Here is a 16,728-nt window from a genome sequence, read left to right as displayed (position 1 = left end):
CGGTGGAACCACCGAGATCATGAAGACGATCATCGCCAAGGATCTCGGCATCTAGAACGGGGGTGGGTCGTTAAACCGCGATCCGCGCCTCGTTGATCCGTCGCTCGGAGGCGATGCGGACGGCGCGCTCGGCGGCGCGGGTTTGACGGCGGCCCTGGGCTGGGCTGGTGGTCGGCAACCTCAATTCGCCGGTAGGCGCGGCCAATGCGGGAAAGAACACGGCCCAACCGGGTTTGGTGGTGTAGGTGTCTCCGATCGGCGACGTCCACTCGACGGTGCCATCGGGTAGTTGCACGTCATGCCAAGCCGCCCAAAATGTTTTCAGCAAGTGGTGGTATCGACTGGCTGAAGAACACTTTAGCCACGGAGGCGCCGCCGGCGCCGACCGCAACAATCTCGCCAAGATTCTTTCAAGAGTCCTGCCGCATTCTGCGCATTGTCGGGCGCGATGACCGACCTCGGCGCAAGATGGACGAACATTCATTAGAAAGGACTCATAAATGGTTCATTCTAGGAAAAGCCGTTTATGGCTGTTTGTTTCCTGGCCGATCGGCCTTATGGGTGCTCTCGGGATGGCGTCGGCGCGATCTTTAAAGCGATAGAACGTAAGCGCGCCCGTGACGGCATCGCGCACCGTGCTGAGAACGGCGCCCCGGTGGTGGGCACCTGGCACGCCAACGAAAGGAAAAGGTTATGAGATCCACACTGGCAATAGGGGTCGGTGCGTTCGTCGCCGCCGGGATCGCCCTGGTGGCCCCGGCACCGGCACACGCCGACACCAGGTGTAACGGCTACGTGGTGGCCGTCGGGCCGACCAGCTGTGAGTTCGCCGTCAATGTGGGAGACGCCTGGCGCAACTCCTTCATCTACCCCGACGGTGGACTGTTGGAGAACGTGTACTCACCCGTGACCGGGGAGTCCTACAACATGGACTGCTCGACGACGGGCTCAGGCGTGGTGTGCACAGGTGGCAACGGCGCAGAAGTCATCGTCGACCGCTAACAGCAGAGGAGACAGCCGCTTCCGAATTTCAGCGGTTTCCATCCCGCGTTCTTGGACCGCAGCGGTACCGAGCCGACACCGGTCCATAGCCTGACCACGGTTTCCCGCCAGACTTGACACCTGTAAAGTCCGTCGACATGGACAACATCCGGGGTAAGACCATCGTCATCACCGGCGCTGCCCGTGGCATCGGGCACGCCACCGCGAAAGCGCTGCTGGCGCGGGGTGCACGGGTGGTCATCGGCGACCGGGATGTCGACGTCCTCGAGAGCGCGGTCGCCGGCATGAGCAGCCTCGGCTCGGTGTCCGGCCATCCGCTGGACGTCACCGATCGCGGATCGTTCGCGGCCTTCCTCGACAAAGCCCGCGCCGACGGAGGCGGGCACATCGACGTGTTGATCAACAACGCCGGCGTCATGCCGGTGGGCCCATTCCTGGAGCAATCGGCGCAGGCCATCCGGTCCTCGATCGAGGTCAACTTCTATGGCGTGCTCACCGGCTGTCAGCTGGTGCTACCGGAAATGGTGAAGCGCCACAGCGGGCACATCATCAATATCGCCTCGCTAGCCGGCATGGTGGCCGTGCCCGGCCAAATCGTCTATGCCGGAACCAAATTCGCGGTCGTGGGCGTATCCACCGCGATGGCAGACGAATTCGCCCCCCACGGCGTGAAGGTCACCGCGGTGCTGCCGACATTCACCAACACCGAACTGATCGCCGGCACGTCGCCGTCGGCAGCGCAAAAGCCGGTGGAGCCCACCGATATTGCCGCGGCGATCGTCAAAGTGCTCGACAAGCCGAAGACCCAGGTCTCGGTGCCCGGCAACGGTCGGTTCATCGCGATCGTGGCGCAGCTACTCTCGGACCGCGGCCGCCGCTGGCTGAACAAGAAGATGGGCAACGACACGGTGTTCCTCAACTTCGACGCGGGCGTCCGGCGGGCATACGAGGACCGTGCGCAGCACGCGACGGGCGTCGTCGAACACAAAGACTAACTGGCTCCCGCGGCGCTCAGCATTCTGATCGTTTGAGACTCGTTGCCTCCGAAGGGCGTTCCATCCGGCCGCAGCAGATCGTGGAACCATACCTTCGGAACAGCCGCGTAGGGGTGATCCCACGAGTCCCACGGGAAATAGGTCTGCGTCTTCCCGGCGACCAAGCCCCAGTTGATCGCACCGACGTTGTGCCGCTTGGCAATCGGCAGGATGCTCTCGATGGTGCTGCCCATCGGCCGCGCCATATACTCGGTACACAGAATTGGCCGGCCCTGCGGGGCAAGCTCGGTGATTCGGGACTCGAAGGTCTCCGGCTCGGCATAGGAGTGGAACGTGATCACGTCTGAATTGGCAAGCTGGATGCCCGCAATTGTGCTGCGGCTTGCGGGATCTCCCCATTCTCCATCCCACACCCCACTGGTCAAAGGTTGACGAGCATCAACGGAGCGCGCCCACGCAAACACCTGGGGTAGCAGATCGGCGACACGTTCCAGCTTGTCCGACCGCTCGACGCTGCGGTACTGCTTTGCCGGATTGTCGGGTTCGTTCCACAGGTCCCAACCCAAAACACGGTCGTCATTGCGGAATTGGGTCATAACGCCCGTGACGTAATCCTGCAGAGTGCGGGTGTAGCGACGGTCATCGATCCGCTCAGCGCCGGGGCTTTGTACCCACCCCGAGTTGTGCACCCCTGGCGTCGGCGCGTGCTGGCGACCCAGCCGGGGCATCGGATCCCAACAGGAGTCGAATAGGACGAACAGCGGTTTGATGCGATGTCGGGCCGCGATGCCAACGAACTGCGCGAGACGTGCTTGAAAGCCCCGAGAATCCTGCGCCCAGAGCTGATCGTGGAGGAACACCCGCACCGTGTTGAGGCCGTGGAACCGGGCCCAGCCCAGTTCGGTATCGATGCGCCGCGGGTCGTAGCTGCCGGGCTGAAACATCTCGAGCTGATTGATGGCGTTGGAAGTAATGAAGTTGGCGCCGACGGGCCATCCCTGCGCTTGGTACCAACTGTTGGCACGGTCGGGTGACCACCGACTGGGCTCGGCGGAGGCGCGCGGCGGATCCGCGGAGGCGCGAGGTGACTGAGCCAGAGCCGCGCCGGCGGCCAACACCAGCGGTAGCTTCAGAACCGTACGGCGGTACACGAAATGACGATAAGTTGCCTAAGGCGATGTTCCCGGTATTCGTCCAGCGCGTCGCACCACTTTGTTTCGCGTTTGTTTCACGACGAGGTGAATCGTTGCGGGAACTGTTATCTCATCGAGACATTGGACGCTCTGCGTGTTGTCGTCGAGTGCTGCGCCCGCGGTGTTACATTCCGGCGCCAGCAGTCAGCATCCGCTCAAGGGTCAGCGCCTGAGCACCCGCCAACACCGAAGTCCGTCCAGACGTAGCGATCATCGCCCACCGTCCCGGAACGACGGCAACTTCCTCACAAGGCTGGTCTGCCCTTGAGAATTCTGACAGTAGCGAGCGGATCTTCTCGGCGCTTTCCGTAGCGTCCGGCACGAGAACGCGCGTCGCAGCGCCGACACCCACCGCGGGATAGCGCGCCATGAACTCACGTAAGAACAAGGCGCCGGTCACTTTTGGATTGATGTCTTGCACGGCGGCCACGACGGAATCGCCGAACTTGCCGCCCAAAGTACCGATGGCAAAGTCAACGCCACAGTGCAGTAAGCGCAGGCGCCTGGTCAGATCGGCCATCGCTTTCCGGAGCTTGGGGTACGTCGCCCTGTCCAATCCCAGTGCCTGCCAATCAGAGTCGCCCACAAAGATGTTGCCCTTCCACGACGTGCCACGCATGAACTGAAGGGTCAGCCCGTCCAACAACTTTCCCGACCGCACATGCGCCGACGGAGTGGTCAACACTTGCTCGCCGCCGACCTCTCTCTGGAAGTAGTTAACGTGTGCCTCGAGAACTTGGTCGCCGCCCAAATTCCATGCCTTCACCGCAAGGTCTTCCAGACGCGATGTGTCATCGAGTTCGATTCCGGCTTCGATGCGGCCGCCATTGCCGCCGTCGGACGGCTTCAGACAACCACGCGAAAACCCATAGCGTTCCTTCAAAAGCATGCTCGCCCGGACAAGATCATCGCTGAAGTCACAGCGGTTCTCCCGCCACGGCACCGTATAGCCCGGGAGCACTGGCAGTGCTGCCCGCAGCGCTTGAAACGCCTCGCTGGCGCGGTGCTCCTGGTCCAATATGACCTGGGCCGGTTGGCCGGACACCTGACCGTGCAGCCGCAGCGCAGACTCGACGGTCGGATGCAGCATACGCTTGCCGTTCCAAGCGCCGAGGCGAGAGTTGTTGGCGTCAACCCGAATTCGCTTAAGACCCGCAGCCTGCGCCAACCAGGTCACCAGTATTTGAAACTCTGGCTCAAAGTCATACGGAGACACCACTGCTGAAGGTCGTTCGCGTAGGAACTCGATGATCCGAGCCAACACAGGATCGCGGTCCCCAGCATCAACCGCCCGGCGCAGCAGCGCGTGCGACATGTAGTAGTGGTCGGTATCCGGAAGCGCCAACCGCCTAACACCTTGCTTGGCAATCGCGCGACGCCATGGCCGAGTTCGACCGACGGCCAGATCACCGCTGCGCGCGAGATACAAACCGCGAGTCTCCACATATGTCGTCAGGTCTGAGACCGGCCGTCCCTCAACCATCGCCGTGAGGTCTGTCTCGAACCCGCGGGCGAACGGTGTCGTCGAATGCACGATCAAACGCGACTGCCCATCGGCCGGTGACGAGAACTCGACATGCTCAAGAACCATGTCGAGCAAGTCACACGGCTCGATCGAAAGCAACTTACGGCTGGCGATGGCGATGTCCGTTTCATCAAGTCGCACCGGACCGGCATAGCTCTGCCAAGCAACTTCGTGTCCGTCGACTTGCACCATCCAATCGTGAAGTTCGCCGGTCAACGGATGAGGCGACGTCCGCGGACGGCGATTACACGAAAACACTCTCGTCTCTCCATATCTGGCCCAGCGCGGTTAGGCGTGGCCGTTTATCCGGCGGCGGTGCCGACGCCTTGATGTTGCCACACACGCCTGAACACCGGTGCTAAACACATTAACCATCGCGCTAAACATTCTTAACTGCCAAACTGATCGGAAAAAGCTGGAAACACCAAGGTGAATAACACCATAACGCCATAACACCTGGCGGTAGGAACCAACAGATCAGCATTCTGTGAGAATCCTGCCAGCTTTCAGCGCAACGCCTGATCGATATCGGCGATTAGATCGTCGGTACTTTCCAGTCCGACGGAAATTCGAACTACGCCATCACCAAGCCCGATAGCGGCGCGGCCTTCGGGTCCCATTGCGCGGTGGGTGGTCGTCGCGGGATGAGTGACAAGGGATTTCGCGTCGCCCAGATTATTGGAAATGTTGATCAGCTGCAGCTTGTCCAGTACCTCGAAAGCCCGCTGCTTGGCCACACTGTCGGGAACATCAAGTTCGAACGTCACCACGGTTCCGCCGCCTGACATCTGACGTTTGGCTAGATCGTACTGTGGATGCGACGTCAGAAATGGGTAACGCACCCACCGCACCGCCCGGTGTCCCTCCAGGTATTCGGCAATCCGTTGCGCTGAGGCATTCTGGTAGTCGACCCGGATCGCCAGCGTCTCAAGGCCTTTGAGCATGACCCAGGCATTGAACGCACTCATCGCCGGTCCCGTGTGCCGCATAAGTTTCTGCACCGGGCCATCGATGTACTCTTTGTCGCCGAGAATCGCCCCGCCTAGCGTCCGTCCTTGGCCGTCAATGTGTTTGGTGCCGGAGTAGACCACCACGTCGACGCCCAGCGGAAAGCCCTGCTGCAGTAGCGGAGTCGCGAAGACATTGTCTAGGACAACTTTCGCTCCGGCCGCGTGCGAAAGCTCGGTGACCGCGGCAATATCGACCAGCGACTGCATCGGGTTCGACGGCGTCTCGAAGAACACCGCCTGGGCGGGGACCGACAGCGCCTTCTCCCACTGGGATAGGTCGTCGCCGTCGACAAACACGGTCTCGATGCCCCAGCGCGGCAGGATCTCGTCGCACACAACGAAACACGACCCGAACAGGCTGCGCGCAGCGACCAGCCGATCGCCGGCGCCCAGCAGCGCGCCCAGCGAGGTGAAAACCGCCGCCATCCCGCTCGCGGTCGCGAAGGCTGCCGGTGCGCCCTCGATCAAACGCAAACGTTCCTCGAACATGCTGACCGTGGGGTTGCCGTAGCGAGAGTAGACATAGCGGTCGATTTCGCCGGTGAAAGACTTCTCCGCGGCAGCAGCAGACCCGTAGACATAGCCGGACGCCAAATACATTGCCTCGGCAGTCTCTTCGAACTGCGACCGCAAAATGCCGCCGCGCACGCCGATGGTGGCCTGGCTGACACCGTCGGGCAGCGGCTCAGGTGTGCGAACCGAACGCGGCTTGTCAGTCACGTTTGCTTCCAAGGCAATCCGATTGCGCGCCAACCGACCCCGCCGCGGTGGCTTTCGGCGTCGAGATGTCCTTCGAACCCGTCCAGCATGTTGTACGACGGGGCGAAACCCGCCTCGGTGGCAGCCTCGGCCGCGCTGATGGAGCGGTTGCCAGAGCGACACAGGAAGATCACCGGCCGGTCCCCCTTCGCGGGCGGCAGTTGATCGGAAAGTTCGGCAACGAAGTTGCCATTACGCGTGCCGTCGAGACGATTCCACTCGATGTAGACGACCTCGCGGCCCAGACTGGACAAGTCGGGCACCCCGACCAAGCGCCATTCGGCGTCGGTGCGCACGTCGACCAGCACCGCCTCGGGGTTCTCGCCGAGCAGCTTCCAAGCCTGCTCCGGGGTGATATCTCCTGCGTACGTCATGCGCCGCTCCTCTCCCCCTCGCCGCTTAGCGGCTGGGTGGTACCCCCACATCGCTGCGTTCTGCATCGTCGCCAGCGCGGCTCACCCGCGTGAGTGTCGCATACCTGACTGGGCGGTCCGCTACCAGAGCCGACGCAGTGCCGCTGACACCTCGCGGGCACGGCTCCGCGCCGCGCTCACGTCCTTGGCAGTGACGACGGCTACGCCCAGCGGACGCCGCTCTTCGGCTTCGCCGCGGCCGAACACGCGCACGTCGCTCTCCGGCGTCCGCAGCGCATCGGCCAACCCGCCAACCGTTTTTGAGCCCTGCGAGCCCGCCGCCGCGCCAGGCCCATCCTGGCCGGCGTAGATCACCTCCGCGGCGCCCGGCGAAATCATGATGGTGTCGGAGGGCAGGCCCAGAATTGCCCGGGCCTGCAGTTCGAATTCCGAAAGGCGCTGAGTGCGCAACGTGACCAGGCCGCTCTCGAACGGGCGGGCGGTGACGTCGCTGAAATACACCTCGTCGCCGCGGACCATCAGCTCCACACCGAACACGCCGCGCCCGCCCAACGACTTGACGATTCGGGCGGCGATCGACTTGGCAGCGTCCAATGCAGCGCTGCTCAGGTCTTGGGGTTGCCAGGATTCCTGGACGTCACCGATGGCCTCGCCATGCCCGATCGGGGCGCAGAACTCGACAGTCGGCCCCGTCCGCCCAACACTGCGCACCGTGAGCAGCGTGAGGTGGAAGTCGATCTCGACGAGGGCCTCGGCCAGCACTCGGTTGTGGGCCAGCCGACCGCCGGCCGACACCGCACGCTGCCAGGCCGGCTCGACGTCGGCCGGTAACAAGACCACCGACTGTCCCGCGCCCGCCACGGCCGCCACCGGCTGCACCCGCAGCGGATAGCCGGCGTGGTCGGCAACCGCGCGCAGTTCGTCGAGCGATCCGGCGAACCAGAATGGCGCGGTAGGCAGGCCAAGCTCGTCGGCGGCCAGGCGTCGGAGCCCCTCGCGGTCGGCCGTGAGCCGGGCGCAGCGTGCGGTGGGGAAGACTTCGGTGAAACCGGTTTCGGCCGCGGCCGTCAACGCGTCGGCGGCGACCACGTCGGACGCCGTCACCACGAAGTTCGGCTTCAGCCGTCCGATTGCCGCGGTCAGCTCGTCGGAGTCGGTCATGTTGACCACCAGCGACTGGTCGGCGACACCGTGCGCCGGGGCATCGGCATACCGCTCGACGGCGATCACCTCAGCGCCGAGCCGTTGAAAAGCGATTGCCAGCTCGCGGCTGAACTCTCCGGACCCCAGCAACATCACCGTGGTCCGTTCGGCCGCGCCAGGGTCGGGATGCTGTCCCGGGGTCGACTCGTCGTAGGTCACGCTGATCAAGGATAGGTTCCGTGTATCAAGCGAGGCTGAATTATGACTTGCATGATGCAAGTAACATGGCAGCATGCTCCCCCGCACTTACGAACATCAGGTCTGCTCGATCGCTCGCAGTTTGGAACTGATCGGCGACCGATGGACGCTGCTGATCGTTCGCGACGCGTTCCGGGGGGTGCGGCGCTTTGATGATTTCCGCGCCAAGTTGGGAGTGGCGCACAACGTGCTCAGCGACCGGTTGTCCCGGTTGACCGAGGTCGGCGTGCTGGAGCGGCGCCGTTATCAGGAGCGGCCGGATCGCTACGAATACCACCTCACCTCGCAGGGCAAGGACCTGTGGCCAGTGCTGATGTCCCTGCTGTTTTGGGGCGATCGCTACCTCGCTCCGGACGGTCCCCCTCTGCTCCCGTTGCACCGCAACTGCGGAGGTCGTCTCACTCCGCGACTCACCTGCGCTGACTGCGGTGCCGGCCTGGGACCCGCCGACGTGGAGCTGACGCCCGGTCCCGGCGCCGCACAGTCAGTTGCATCACAAAAGTGACTGTGGAATAGTCGATTGCATCACGCAATCGACCTGGAGGTAGCCGTGACCGTCGACCAAATGCCGTCCAACGCGAGCACCTATGTCCTCGGTCACGCGGACGCGGAAGTCCAGCGGCTGCTGCTGCAGGCCCGGCTGTACGACCCCTACACCGAGCAGGCGCTGCGGCTGGCCGGCCTGCGGTCCGGGATGCGGGTGCTGGACGTGGGGTGCGGGCCCGGCGACGTGTCGTTCGTAGCCGCGCGGCTGGTCGGGCCCGAAGGCACGGTGCTCGGCATCGACGCCGCGGCCGACATCATCAAGCTCGCCCGCACCCGCGCCGCGGAGCAAGGTCTGGAATCGGTTCGGTTTGAGCAGACCACGGTCGGCGACCTCGCTCTCGACCAACCAGTCGACGCCGTGATTGGGCGGTTAATTCTGATGCACCTGCCCGACCCGGTGGGCACACTGCGTCAACTCGCGGGTCTGGTCCGGCCGGGTGGCTTCATCGCGTTTTCCGAGTTCGACATGAGCGGGGCGCGCAGCGTGCCCGACCTGCCGCTCTGGCGGACAGCGCGAGACACGATCATCGAAACCTTCACTGCCATGGGCCTGGACCCGACGTTCGCAGCGACGCTGCCCACGCTATTTCAGCGGGCAGGGCTGGGTGCTCCGCGGATGGCGCTCGGTGCACCGGTGGGCGGAGCCGACCACGCGGAGCTCATGTCCTTCATCGTCGAGGCGTTGCGGTCGCTGCTGCCCGCGCGCGAAAAACTCGGGCTAAGCACCGGTGAGTTCGCCGATCCGGATGCCCTGCTGCCCCGGCTACGCGAGGAAATTGCCGCAGGCGGCGGCCTGGCGACTACCCCGGCCATCATCACGGCCTGGAGCCGGGTCTAGGAATTACGGCTGGCCGGGCAACAGCCGGACCATTAGGCCATTGGCTTCGGCCAGCAGCTGATCGCCGTCGAGCAGTTCGCCGAGGACAAAGGCCTTGCGGCCCTCGGTGGCAGCAACATGCCCGCGGACCACCAACGGGGTGTCGATCGGGGTGATCTTGCGGTAATCGACGTGCAGGAAGCCGGTCCGGCTGATCGGCCGGCCCGCCGCGTGCACCACCATCCCGAAGACGTGGTCGAACAGCAGCGGAAGCACGCCGCCGTGCACCGCCCCGTTGCCGCCCACATGAAAACGGCAGAAGTGGCCGCGCATTTCGACGCCGTCGGAGTCGAACCTGCTCATCGTCCACGGCGGCAACAGCAGGCTGCCCATTCCCGGCAATTGCGGCGATCGGCCGGCCGGACCCTGGCCCTCAGGCGCGTGAAACGGCCCCAGCACTGCCGATAGCGCCTCGGCGCGGTCGGCGGCGTCGTCCCAGACGTCGTCGCTGGGGTCTGCGGACACCGCCAGGTCCTGCAACCCGCGCATCGCGGTGACGAACCGGCCGAAGCCCGGCCCTGGGCTCGCGGCGCCATACTCCGGAAAGCCGCCATGGTGCTCGTAGTCGGGATCGAGTTGTTCTGGGCGCTGCGAAGATTCGGTCACGGGCGAGCCGCCAGGACGTCGCGGCGAACGATGGTCTGATCACGGCCCGGACCGACGCCAATACACGAAACATGCGCTCCGGCAAGCTCTTCCAGCCGTAGCACATAGTCACGCGCTTTGGCGGGCAGGTCGTCGAACGTCCTTGCGTCGGAGATGTCTTCCCACCACCCCGGCAGCTCTTCGTAGATGGGTTCGGCACGGCCCAAATCGCTTTGGGTCATCGGCATGTCGTGCGTGCGTTTGCCATCGACCGTGTAGCCGACACACACCGGGACGGTTTCCAGGCTGGACAACACGTCCAGCTTGGTCAAGAAGTAGTCGGTGATGCCGTTGACCCGGGTGGCATAGCGGGCGATCACGGCGTCGAACCAGCCGCAGCGGCGACGGCGCCCCGTGGTGACGCCGAACTCACCGCCGGTTTTGGACAGGTATTCGCCGTTCGCGTCGAACAATTCGGTGGGGAAGGGCCCAGAGCCGACCCGGGTGGTGTAGGCCTTGAGGATTCCCAACACGGCGGTAATGCGGGTCGGCCCGATACCAGAGCCGACGGCCGCGCCGCCAGCGGTCGGATTCGACGACGTCACATAGGGATACGTGCCGTGGTCGACGTCCAGCAGGGTGCCCTGCGAGCCTTCCAGCAACACGGTTTCGCCGGCCTCCAGCGCGGTGTTGAGCAGCAGCCGGGTGTCGGCGATGCGGTGCCGAAAACCCTCGGCTTGGTCGAGGAGCACCTCGACGACGTGCGCAGGGTCGAGTGCCTTGCGGTTGTAGATCTTGACCAGGATCTGATTTTTGAGTTCCAGTGCGGCCTCAACCTTGTGGGTCAGCGCATCGGTATCGAGCACGTCGGCGACCCGGATGCCGATGCGGGCGATCTTGTCCTCATAGCACGGTCCGATGCCGCGGCCGGTAGTGCCGATCTTCTTGCTGCCCATGTAGCGCTCGGTCACCTTGTCGATGGCCACGTGATAGGGCATCAGCAGATGCGCGTCGGCCGAGATCAGCAGCTTCGAGGTGTCCACGCCGCGGTCCTCGAGGCCCTTCAGCTCGTCGAGCAGGACGCCGGGGTCGACCACCACGCCGTTGCCGATGACGTTGGTGACGCCGGGGGTGAGCACACCCGACGGGATGAGGTGCAGGGCGAAGTTCTCGCCAGTGGGCAACACCACGGTGTGTCCGGCGTTGTTGCCGCCCTGATAACGCACCACCCACTTGGCGCGGCCGCCGAGCAGGTCGGTGGCCTTGCCCTTGCCCTCGTCGCCCCATTGGGCGCCGATCAGGACGATTGCCGGCATGGCATTTCTCCCACTCGTAAGTGCCGCTTATTGTGGTCCAGCCGGTGACCCACCCTATCTCAGCCGTTTGCGAGGAAACCATTAACGACCACGACATCGCCGTGCTTGTGTTCGGCGAGCATCGTGTGCCGGGGACTTTGCGCGGGTTGCCGGTCGCCGACGCCGGGGAAATCGATGCCGCGGCGCACGCCCATCGGCGGCTGATCGTGGTCGGCTCGGATACGGACTTGGCCGCGGTGCTGACCCGATTACTGCGGATCGAGATGCTCGAGGTTGAGGTCGGCTTCAGCTCGCGACAACGCTCGGCCGCTACTCGGGCCTACCGGATACCGGCCGGCGTGCGGGCGGGCCGCCGCGCGCGGCGCGGATCGGCTCGGCGGGTGCCGCTGATCCGCGACGAGACCGGGACGGCGATCGTGGGAGCAGCTCTCTGGCGCTCACCCGACGACGCGCAGCTGCTACATGGCGAAGCCGTCGTCGACGACGCCGTGCTCTTCGACGGCGATGTCGCCGAGGTGCGGATCGAGCCGACGGCGGGCCCGCCGGGACTGCGGGCACGTGTGTCCGGCGGCCGGTCGCAGCGCTGGCTGACCGGACGAGCAGTGCAGCTTGGCACCACGGGTGTGGCCGTGGTCCGCGACGGGGTTCCCGCACCGCGGGCGGCGCGGAGGTCGACGTTCTATCGCAACACCGAGGGCTGGCTGCTGGTCCGGTAGTTTCGTGGCGTGAACTTGCCAGTGCACCAATCGGTGCGGCCCAGCCCGATTTTTCTGGCCATCGTCGCGGTGACGGTTTTCGGCGGCGTGCTGGCTTGGCTGGACGGCGCCGACCTGGGCGCGCTTGCCTACGCCGGCGTATTCATCTTCGTGATCGCCGGCTGGGTGGTGTCGCTGTGCCTGCACGAATTCGGTCACGCGCTCACCGCGTGGCGGTTCGGCGATCGCGACATCGCCGTGCGCGGCTATCTGAGCCTGGATCCGCGACGCTATAGCCATCCGCTGCTGTCGCTGGGTCTCCCGATGTTGTTCATCGCCCTCGGCGGCATCGGCCTGCCCGGCGCCGCGGTCTATCTGCGGACGACGTTCATGACCCCTCTGCGACGAACCCTGGTGAGCCTGGCCGGGCCGGCGGCCAACCTGCTGCTGGCCGTCCTGCTGCTTGGGCTGACCCGATTATTTTTCGACCCGATGCACCCGGTGCTCTGGGCCGGGGTGGCGTTCTTGGGCTTCCTCCAGGTCACCGCAGTACTGCTGAACCTGCTGCCGATCCCAGGCCTCGATGGCTACAGCGCGCTGGAGCCGCATTTGAGCCCGGAGACCCAGCGCTCGCTGGAACCGGCCAAGCAATTCGGCTGGCTGATTCTGCTGGTCATCCTGATCGCGCCGCTGCTCAACCAATGGTTTTTCGGAGTCGTCTATTGGTTCTACGAGCTGTCCGGAGTGCCAGGGATGCTCGCTAATGCCGGCATGCAACTGACTCGGTTCTGGCACGCCTGGTTCTGACCAGAGCTTGCAATATATGCGCAAGCACGCATACATTTAGCCGCATGGGCGACGGCCATGCACACACCAACGCCGCCACACCAGTGCCGAAAATGGTTGCTGCGACGGCATTGCTGGGCGGGTTCTTCGTCGTCGAACTAACCACCGCGTTGGTGATCGGCTCGATGGCACTGCTGGCCGACGCGGGTCACATCCTGACCGACGTGGCGGCCACCTTCATGGGGCTGTGCGCTCTGGTGCTGGCCCGTCGCGGCAGCTCGTCGCCGGGCCGCACCTACGGTTGGCACCGGGCCGAGGTGTTTACCGCCGTGGCCAACGCCGTCCTGCTGATCGCGGTGGCGACGATCATCCTGCGCGAAGCGATCGGTCGAATCGGCCATGCGCCGGAAGTCCCGGGGATGCCGATGATCGTTGTGGCGCTGGCCGGGCTGGCCACTAATGCGGCGGTCGCAATGCTGCTGCGGTCAGACTCGACGCAGAGCCTGGCCGTCAAGGGCGCCTACATGGAAGTCATCGCCGACATGGTCGGCAGCATTGGGGTGCTGATCGCCGGCGTGGTCACGATCACCACGCACTGGCCCTACGCCGACGTGGTGGTCGCCGTCCTGGTCGCGCTGTGGGTGCTGCCGCGGGCGTTGTCACTGGCCGGCGGCGCGTTGCGCATCCTGTCCGAGTCGTCGCCCAGCCATATTGACGTCGAGAAACTGCGTTCGGCGCTGCGCGCGGTCGACGGCGTGACCGACGTGCACGATCTGCACGTCTGGACGTTGGTACCCGGCAAAGACATGGTGACCGCGCACCTGGCCAGCTCTGGTGACTCGGTGCGGGTACTCGGCGCGGCCCGGTCCGTTCTTGCCGCGCACGGATTAGGCCACGCCACAATCCAAGTGGAGCCGCCGGGGGCAGACGGTGACTGCGCGGGCGGTTGCTGAAGCGGCTCAGCCGAGCCCGAGCGCGGCGCGGGCAGCCGGATCGCAGTCGTCGAGCAGATCCAGACACCGCATCTGCTCATCGGTTTCGCCGATAGCGTCGGCCGCCCTCGCCAGCGCGGCCACGCAGCGCAGAAAACCGCGATTGGGCTCATGGGAATACGGCACCGGCCCGAACCCCTTCCAGCCGTTGCGGCGCAGCTTGTCCAGGCCGCGGTGATAGCCGGTCCGGGCGTACGCGTAGGCGGTGATCGCCTTGTCGTCGTCGAGCGCTTCCTCGGCCAGCGCTGCCCACGCCACCGAGGCCGACGGGTATGCGGCGGCGACCATGGCCGGGTTTTCGTTGGCCTGCAATTGGGCTTCGGCGTCGGTGTCGGCGGGCAGCAGGATCGGGTCCGGTCCCAGAAGATCATGCATGGGCGTCATGGGGTTATTGTGCCGTGCGACGCCCCCGCGCCGAACGGCGGTCGAGCCGCGGAATTTGATGCGAGCGTTAATAACTGAGAATTTTTAAGGCCCTATTGACCTTCTGTCTAACAAACGCTTACCATTCTCTTGGGTTATCACGTGGGTGGCGTTCCACCTAAGCAAAAATCACGTGTGGGTCAATAATTGAGGGCTTCTCACAGTCCTTGCGGGAGGCCCAGCTCCTTATCCAAGCGCGAGCATTGGAGTCTCCCATGAAGCACACAATTATTCGTCGTAGCGGGTTGGCCTGCCTGGGCGCCACCGCGGCAGCTCTGGTCGCCACTGGGCCTGCGGCCCTAGCCGACGACATCGATCAGTATGGTGGCGCGGACGTCAACGCCCTGACCATCTTCAATGGGTCGACGTTTGAGACCTTTACCACCACCACGAACTATTTCGACACGGTCGACGAAACTACAGGCGTCGTCACGCCTCATTTCAGCTTTCCGACGCTGGTGGAAACCACCGGCACTCTTCCGGGCGGAGACCAGGCTTTCGGCAGTACCTTTACTGACACGATGAGCCAATTCTTTGGTGACTCCAGTAACTTCCCGACTACGTCGTCTTCCTTCTTCGATTTGGTCGACCCGGTCGCCGGTGAGCATTTTGTTTTCGACCCGCTGTCGATCAGCGACCTCACGCCGGTCCCGATCGTGGACATGGATCCCATCCCGTTCTGAGGTGAACACCTGACCGAAGCGGACATCGGGCGGTGGCCCACCTTCGCTAAGCTGCATTACGTACTTCGACTGCGAAGAGGACACCAGCGCACATGCCGAATCCCTCAGGGCCTGACCGCGACCACACGGAGAATGCGCCGGGGTCCGATCCAGATGCCGTCGATCGGGATGACCCGACGGAATCTGACCCCGACGCCACCGAACAGGTTGCCGGTCCCGACGACGGTGCCGTCGAGAACTACCGGGCGGACCCCGCGACCGAGGTGATGGCCAAGGCGGACCGCGAGCAAGAGGCTCCCAAACAGCGCGGTGCGCGCGGTGAGCGTCGCTTCACCGCCCCGGGTTTCGACGCCAAGGAGACGGCGGTCATCAATGCCGCCACCGAGCCGGCGACCGAGGTCTTCGATACCCGCAACCCGCCGTCTGGACCGACCGAAGCGCAGCCGAGAACGGCTATGCCGCAGTTGATTCCGCCGCGGCTGGGCGCCAAATTGCGGCCGTCGACGCAGCGCAGCTGGGGCTGGGTACTGGCACTGATCCTGATCATCCTGGCGTTGGCGGCCGTCGCAGTGCTGGGCACCGTGCTGCTGACCCGCAGCCACAACAAGCCGAAGGCCTCACAAGAAGACCAGGTCCGCGGCACCATCCAAAGTTTCGACGTCGCGGTGCAGAACGGCGACCTGTCCACGTTGCGCGGCATCACATGCGGCAACATGCGCGACGACTATGTCAACTACGACGAGCGCGAATGGACCGACACCTATCGCCGGGTCGCGGCGGCCAAGCAGTATCCGGTGGTCGCCGACATCGACCAGGTCGTCGTCAACGGCAACCACGCCGAAGCCAACGTGACGGCGTTCATGGCCTACGCGCCGCAGGTTCGCTCCACCCGCAGCTTCGACCTGCAGTACCGCGACGACCAGTGGAAGATCTGCGAGTCCAGTACAGGGTAACTCAGGCCGACACAGACTTGCCGGCGCAGTGCAGGTCATTGCAGGCCTCGATGACCCTCTCGGTCATCCCGGCTTCGGCCTTCTTCAGATAGCTGCGCGGGTCGTAGACCTTCTTGCTGCCCACCTCGCCGTCGACCTTGAGCACGCCGTCGTAGTTGGTGAACATGTGAGCGGCGATCGGGCGGGTGAACGAGTACTGCGTGTCGGTGTCGACGTTCATCTTCACCACGCCGTAGCCCAGGGCCTCTTCGATCTCCGACTTCAGCGAACCCGAACCGCCATGGAAAACGAAGTCGAATGGCTTGGAGCCGTCGGGCAATCCGAGCTTGGCCGACGCCACCTTTTGCCCCTGGGCAAGGATGTCCGGGCGGAGCTTGACGTTGCCTGGCTTGTAGACGCCGTGCACGTTGCCGAACGTCGCCGCGAGCAGGTACTTGCCGTGCTCACCGTGTCCTAGCGCTTCGACGGTCTTCTCGAAGTCATCTGGCGTGGTGTAGAGCTTGTCGTTGATCTCGTGGGCGACGCCATCTTCCTCGCCGCCGACCACGCCGATCTCGATCTCCAGGATGATCTTGGCGGCTGCGGCGTGCTTGAGCAGCTCCTTGGCAATCTC

The 16,728-nt window shown here is 64.4% G+C and carries 19 protein-coding genes; 9 read left to right on the top strand and 10 right to left on the bottom strand.

The window, feature by feature from the left end:
• Positions 1-70: 70 nt before the first annotated feature.
• Positions 71-295 (bottom strand): hypothetical protein, encoded by a 225-nt coding sequence (locus WBF82_RS22005; protein ID WP_424385051.1) that lies wholly within the window; start codon positions 293-295, stop codon positions 71-73.
• 398 nt (positions 296-693) lie between these two features.
• Between WBF82_RS22005 and WBF82_RS22000 the strand changes: the two genes are divergently transcribed.
• Together WBF82_RS22000 and WBF82_RS21995 are read left to right on the top strand one after the other, a co-directional pair.
• Positions 694-1,002, top strand: coding sequence for a hypothetical protein (locus tag WBF82_RS22000; RefSeq protein WP_424385050.1), 309 nt, complete (start codon positions 694-696; stop codon positions 1,000-1,002).
• A gap of 137 nt (positions 1,003-1,139) precedes the next feature.
• The gene (locus tag WBF82_RS21995) at positions 1,140-1,997 is read left to right on the top strand and encodes an SDR family oxidoreductase (RefSeq protein ID WP_424385049.1); all 858 of its coding nucleotides are present in this window, start codon (positions 1,140-1,142) and stop codon (positions 1,995-1,997) included.
• On the opposite strand, the gene WBF82_RS21990 is transcribed toward WBF82_RS21995, so the two are convergent.
• The 5 genes from WBF82_RS21990 to purT all read right to left on the bottom strand — a co-directional run bounded on the left by WBF82_RS21990 (position 1,994) and on the right by purT (position 8,220).
• Positions 1,994-3,148: a cellulase family glycosylhydrolase gene (locus WBF82_RS21990; RefSeq protein WP_424385048.1), complete on the bottom strand. Its 1,155-nt coding sequence runs from the start codon at positions 3,146-3,148 to the stop codon at positions 1,994-1,996. The genes WBF82_RS21995 and WBF82_RS21990 overlap by 4 nt on opposite strands.
• A 166-nt stretch (positions 3,149-3,314) precedes the next feature.
• Positions 3,315-4,505 carry a hypothetical protein gene (locus WBF82_RS21985; RefSeq protein WP_424385047.1) on the bottom strand — a complete coding sequence of 397 codons (1,191 nt, stop codon included), beginning with the start codon at positions 4,503-4,505 and terminating at the stop codon, positions 3,315-3,317.
• A 716-nt stretch (positions 4,506-5,221) separates the two neighbouring features.
• Positions 5,222-6,445, bottom strand: a complete 1,224-nt coding sequence (locus tag WBF82_RS21980; protein ID WP_424385046.1) for an O-succinylhomoserine sulfhydrylase — start codon at positions 6,443-6,445, stop codon at positions 5,222-5,224.
• Positions 6,442-6,858: a rhodanese-like domain-containing protein gene (locus tag WBF82_RS21975; RefSeq protein WP_424385045.1), complete on the bottom strand. Its 417-nt coding sequence runs from the start codon at positions 6,856-6,858 to the stop codon at positions 6,442-6,444. Before WBF82_RS21975 ends, WBF82_RS21980 begins: the two co-directional genes overlap by 4 nt.
• Before the next feature lie 120 nt (positions 6,859-6,978).
• Complete coding sequence (gene purT, locus WBF82_RS21970) at positions 6,979-8,220, bottom strand: formate-dependent phosphoribosylglycinamide formyltransferase (protein ID WP_424385044.1); 1,242 nt, start codon at positions 8,218-8,220, stop codon at positions 6,979-6,981.
• A gap of 73 nt (positions 8,221-8,293) precedes the next feature.
• On the opposite strand from purT, the gene WBF82_RS21965 reads away from it, so the two are divergent.
• On the top strand, positions 8,294-8,764 hold the full coding sequence (locus WBF82_RS21965) for a winged helix-turn-helix transcriptional regulator (protein ID WP_424385043.1): 471 nt from the start codon (positions 8,294-8,296) through the stop codon (positions 8,762-8,764).
• A 45-nt stretch (positions 8,765-8,809) separates the two neighbouring features.
• Positions 8,810-9,643, top strand: coding sequence for a class I SAM-dependent methyltransferase (locus tag WBF82_RS21960; protein WP_424385042.1), 834 nt, complete (start codon positions 8,810-8,812; stop codon positions 9,641-9,643).
• A 3-nt stretch (positions 9,644-9,646) separates the two neighbouring features.
• On the opposite strand, the gene WBF82_RS21955 is transcribed toward WBF82_RS21960, so the two are convergent.
• Both WBF82_RS21955 and WBF82_RS21950 read right to left on the bottom strand, forming a co-directional pair.
• On the bottom strand, positions 9,647-10,288 hold the full coding sequence (locus tag WBF82_RS21955) for a PaaI family thioesterase (protein ID WP_424385041.1): 642 nt from the start codon (positions 10,286-10,288) through the stop codon (positions 9,647-9,649).
• The gene (locus WBF82_RS21950; RefSeq protein ID WP_424385040.1) at positions 10,285-11,583 is read right to left on the bottom strand and encodes an adenylosuccinate synthase; all 1,299 of its coding nucleotides are present in this window, start codon (positions 11,581-11,583) and stop codon (positions 10,285-10,287) included. The genes WBF82_RS21955 and WBF82_RS21950 overlap by 4 nt, the downstream gene beginning before the upstream one ends.
• 44 nt (positions 11,584-11,627) lie before the next feature.
• On the opposite strand from WBF82_RS21950, the gene WBF82_RS21945 reads away from it, so the two are divergent.
• The 3 genes from WBF82_RS21945 to WBF82_RS21935 are packed head-to-tail and all read left to right on the top strand — an operon-like array spanning position 11,628 to position 14,017.
• Positions 11,628-12,299 carry a peptidase M50 gene (locus WBF82_RS21945; protein WP_424385039.1) on the top strand — a complete coding sequence of 224 codons (672 nt, stop codon included), beginning with the start codon at positions 11,628-11,630 and terminating at the stop codon, positions 12,297-12,299.
• Between the two features lie 9 nt (positions 12,300-12,308).
• On the top strand, positions 12,309-13,085 hold the full coding sequence (locus WBF82_RS21940; RefSeq protein ID WP_424385038.1) for a site-2 protease family protein: 777 nt from the start codon (positions 12,309-12,311) through the stop codon (positions 13,083-13,085).
• Between the two features lie 44 nt (positions 13,086-13,129).
• Positions 13,130-14,017 (top strand): cation diffusion facilitator family transporter, encoded by an 888-nt coding sequence (locus WBF82_RS21935; protein WP_424385037.1) that lies wholly within the window; start codon positions 13,130-13,132, stop codon positions 14,015-14,017.
• A gap of 6 nt (positions 14,018-14,023) precedes the next feature.
• On the opposite strand, the gene WBF82_RS21930 is transcribed toward WBF82_RS21935, so the two are convergent.
• The gene (locus WBF82_RS21930) at positions 14,024-14,440 is read right to left on the bottom strand and encodes a DUF3151 domain-containing protein (RefSeq protein WP_424385036.1); all 417 of its coding nucleotides are present in this window, start codon (positions 14,438-14,440) and stop codon (positions 14,024-14,026) included.
• Positions 14,441-14,694: 254 nt separating this feature from the next.
• Between WBF82_RS21930 and WBF82_RS21925 the strand changes: the two genes are divergently transcribed.
• Both WBF82_RS21925 and WBF82_RS21920 read left to right on the top strand, forming a co-directional pair.
• Positions 14,695-15,162, top strand: coding sequence for a hypothetical protein (locus WBF82_RS21925; RefSeq protein ID WP_424385035.1), 468 nt, complete (start codon positions 14,695-14,697; stop codon positions 15,160-15,162).
• A gap of 92 nt (positions 15,163-15,254) precedes the next feature.
• Positions 15,255-16,115 carry a hypothetical protein gene (locus WBF82_RS21920; RefSeq protein ID WP_424385034.1) on the top strand — a complete coding sequence of 287 codons (861 nt, stop codon included), beginning with the start codon at positions 15,255-15,257 and terminating at the stop codon, positions 16,113-16,115.
• A gap of 1 nt (position 16,116) precedes the next feature.
• Here WBF82_RS21920 and WBF82_RS21915 read toward each other — a convergent pair.
• A partial coding sequence (locus WBF82_RS21915) for a class II fructose-bisphosphate aldolase (RefSeq protein ID WP_424385033.1) occupies positions 16,117-16,728 on the bottom strand: 612 nt, incomplete at its 5' end.

It is taken from the genome of Mycobacterium sp. (assembly GCF_049673265.1).
Classification (GTDB): Bacteria; Actinomycetota; Actinomycetes; order Mycobacteriales; family Mycobacteriaceae; genus Mycobacterium.
Note: the sequence above shows the minus strand (reverse complement) of the source record. Positions and strands in the feature narration are given on the sequence as shown.